The 3,353-nt window shown below is 55.6% G+C and carries 3 protein-coding genes; 1 reads left to right on the top strand and 2 read right to left on the bottom strand.

From position 1 onward, the window contains the following. Positions 1–1,648 (bottom strand): transglycosylase SLT domain-containing protein (locus G9Q73_RS01655; protein WP_177418200.1); only part of this gene is annotated, 1,648 nt, incomplete at its 3' end. Between the two features lie 125 nt (positions 1,649–1,773). Further along, on the bottom strand, positions 1,774–3,000 hold the full coding sequence (gene glcF, locus G9Q73_RS01650; RefSeq protein WP_177418199.1) for a glycolate oxidase subunit GlcF: 1,227 nt from the start codon (positions 2,998–3,000) through the stop codon (positions 1,774–1,776). Between the two features lie 120 nt (positions 3,001–3,120). On the opposite strand from glcF, the gene G9Q73_RS19165 reads away from it, so the two are divergent. Then, a partial coding sequence (locus tag G9Q73_RS19165) for a PaaI family thioesterase (RefSeq protein WP_218649912.1) occupies positions 3,121–3,353 on the top strand: 233 nt, incomplete at its 3' end.

Raw genomic sequence — 3,353 nt, 5'->3', positions numbered from 1 at the left:
TTGTCGCTACGTCGCGGGCAGTGCGGGGCATTAGCTGCATCAGGCCCATGGCGCCTGCACTGGAACGGGCATCGGTAATAAAGGCACTCTCCTGACGCAGAATGGCGTAGATCCAGGCGTTGTCAATATCGAGACTCTTGGCCTGTTGATCGATCAACGTCCTGTGGGTGAGGGGGAAGCGGAGTTCCAGATCATTCCAGTGACGGATCTTCGCCAGGGTGAGAATGGCCTGAGAAGGCCAATTCCACTGCTGTGCCAAGCGGGCTGCGCCCTTGAGTTCGTCGGTGCTGCGGTTACTCAGTGCCCAGTTCCACTCACGACGTGCGTCGATGGGCCTGTGCAGAATTTTCAGTTCTCTCGCCCGCTGCATGCCGGGTTGACTGGCAATGCGATTCACTACGTCATCGGCGACATCAATGGCTGCATGAGCCATGGTGAAGCGGGTACCCAGACGGTTGGTCGCCATGAAACCATAGTAGCTGCGGTTCTTCGCCAGTGTTTCGAGCAGTTGGTTGCCTTTCTCCTGCTGGCCAAGTTGTAATAGCGCTCTGGCACGCCAGTACCGCCAGCGCTCTTTCGATCTGTCTGACTCGGAGAGACCGGCAATGGTGGCGAGTACCCGTTCCCAATCCTGGGACTCCAGGGCCTGACGGAACTGCTTGTCGGAGAGCCTTGGATCCAGCCGCAGATGCTTTGGCACAACCTGTTCGATGATCCGGGAAAATGTCTCCCCGGATGTGTCCACCAGATTGGCGGCAAGCGTGCGGCCCACGGCGAGTTTTTGAGCATCTGTGAATTGCCCTCGCACTTGTAGCGATTGCCAAAATTCGAAGGCTTTTTCAGGGCTTTTGCGAGCCAGTCGCCTGACCCCGTGAACCAGAATCTCGTCCCGCATGGGATGGTTTTCTTGCAGACGCTGATTCTGCATAAGCTTTTGAGGGTCACGATGGATGTCGATCCAGAGGCTGACCCAGTTGCCCTCGCTGTTTGGCAGGAAACGTTTGAGATATCTTGCCAGACGAATCTGCCTGGCTTGCATGGCGAGGCTGATTCGCTGCCATACCAGCGTGTCGGTTAATTCACCGGCATCATTCCACGCCTTGAACACCGGATCACAGGCCTTTGGACGGGAACGGCTGCTAAGCCAGACAGGTTCGATCTGAGTAAACGCGTGTTGTTGCTGGCCGGTTTCGATCAATGCCCGCAGGCGGTGGCACTGGCGCTTTATACTTCCCCCAGGTTTGGCAAAATCGAGATAGATTTCCCAGCGATGCTTGCCTGCCAGCAAGTCCAGCCAGTTGTTACGCAGTCTGCTGCTAAGCGGCGTTTCGGCATATTTGTCTATGAATGTCCGGATGGTTTGGGAATCCTGCCGTGCCAGATGCCGGGTAATCTCCTGGTATTCAAGATAGGGCAGCAGGGGATAGGCCTGCAGTTGATGCTTGAGTGCCTGGTATTTTTTCAACTGGCCCTTTTTCAGAGCCTGTTCGGCATCGAGAAACTGTTGCCGGGCAACCTTGTTTTCCGGAGGGTCAGTAATTGTGGCCAGGGCGGGGCTGAACCAGAGTGGCAGCAGAGAGAGTGCCGCGCATAACCATTGGATGAAACGCGATGGACGCCAAGTTTTAGGTTGAATTGTTTGAGGCATGTTCCGCTGCACTATCTCTTTATCCTTTATCACAGCAATCATAGCATTTGCCACCCGGGAGGGAAGCAAAATGGAGGGCGCTGAGATTGATTGATACTAAATGGGTGATTGCTGGTTAGTGCTCCTCAAGAAGGGGTACGAGAATGATCCAGTAATTCGATCCAGTGCTTTACAGGAACCCTGGATTCAGCCTGCAGGTGATTCATGCAGCCTATATTGGCGGTGGCGATGAGCGTTGGCCCACCTGCCTGAAGATTGCGGAGTTTGTTGCGTCTGAGTCTATCGGATAAGTCTGGCTGCAACAGGGAGTATGTGCCTGCAGAGCCGCAGCACAAATGGGCATCATCGACGGTTGTGAGGGTATATCCGAGGTCTAGAAGCAGTCGTTCAACGACCCCTTGCATGCCCAGTCCGTGTTGCAGGGTGCAGGGGGAGTGGAATGCGATGGGTGGATGTTGTGCGGAACCCAATGAGAGTTGACTGATGTCTTCATTCAGCAGCACTTCCCCTATGTCCTTGGTGGCAGCAGCGATTATTGCGGCTTTTTCCGCATATTCAGCATCGTCGCTCAGGAGTTGTGGGTACTCTTTGATTGTCTGCCCGCAACCGCTGGCAGTGCTGATCAGCACTTCGGCTCCGGTTTTCAGCAGCGGCAGCCAGGCATCGATGTTGCGGCGCGCAAAACGTTTGGCTGCATCGTTTGCACCCAGATGCAGGTTGACTGCGCCGCAGCATCCCGCTTCCGGCACCCTGATCAGACTGATGCCCAGCCGGTCCAGCACCCGCGCTGTGCTGAAATTGATGGCCGGAGCCAGCGAAGGCTGAACACAGCCGTCCAGTATGAGCATGCGGCGTTGGTGCCGCGCCTCGGGCCAATGGCCGGTCCACTGTTTGGCTGGAATGGTGTATCGCAGACGTCTTGGCAACAATCTTTTTATTGCTCGGGCAAGTTTCAGCAGTGCACCAAACCGTTTGGGATAGGGCAGTGTCTTGATGAGTAGTTGATGGCGCAGGCTGTCCATGCCGGTTCGGGGCTTGATCCGCTCCAGGTGTTCCCGTCCTATCTCCAGCAGGCGGCTATAATTGACGCCTGAGGGACAGGTGGTCTCACAAGAGCGGCAGGAGAGGCAGCGGTCGAGGTGCTGTTGTAGACTGTCAGTGGGAGTCGTACCCTCGAGCAGCTGCTTGATCTGATAGATGCGGCCCCGCGGTCCGTCCAGTTCATCTCCCAACAGTTGGTAGGTGGGGCAGGTAGCAGTGCAGAATCCGCAATGTACGCAACTGCGCAGGATCTGCTCGGCTTCCCGGCCATTAGCAGATTCAAGTGTTTGGGGACTGAGTCTGGTCTGCATGGGTGAGGTCGAAGGGTAAAACGTCTATTTTGCGGATGATTGCGATCAAAGCCAACTGTTTTACCGATATACCCTGTGAATTCGACGGGAGTATCCTGAGCTGAGGGTGATATAAAACTGATGCATCTAACCGACTGGTTGAGATATACAGGTTGGATCTCCCCCGCCCGGCGTCTGGAGTGGTTCCCGCCGTTTCGCAGTATGGGGGTCAAAGTGTTGGCCTTGGAAAACGGCTGGCGCAAAGTCCGGCTTCTGCTGCCGCTGAATCGACGAACCAGGAATCCGGGTGGCAGTATGTTTGGCGGCTCCATTGCCGCTTTGGCGGATCCTATTTCTGCATTGTCCTGTAACAG

The organism is endosymbiont of Lamellibrachia barhami, from assembly GCF_011947365.2.
Classification (GTDB): domain Bacteria; phylum Pseudomonadota; class Gammaproteobacteria; order Chromatiales; family Chromatiaceae; genus QGON01.
The sequence above is the reverse complement of the archived record's forward strand: the minus strand, read 5'-3'. Positions and strand labels throughout refer to the sequence as shown.

What these genes read in the sequence shown, in the direction of transcription:
- glcF (WP_177418199.1), bottom strand. Translation starts at nt 3,000, where the DNA reads ATGCAGACCAGACTCAGTCCCCAAACACTTGAATCTGCTAATGGCCGG.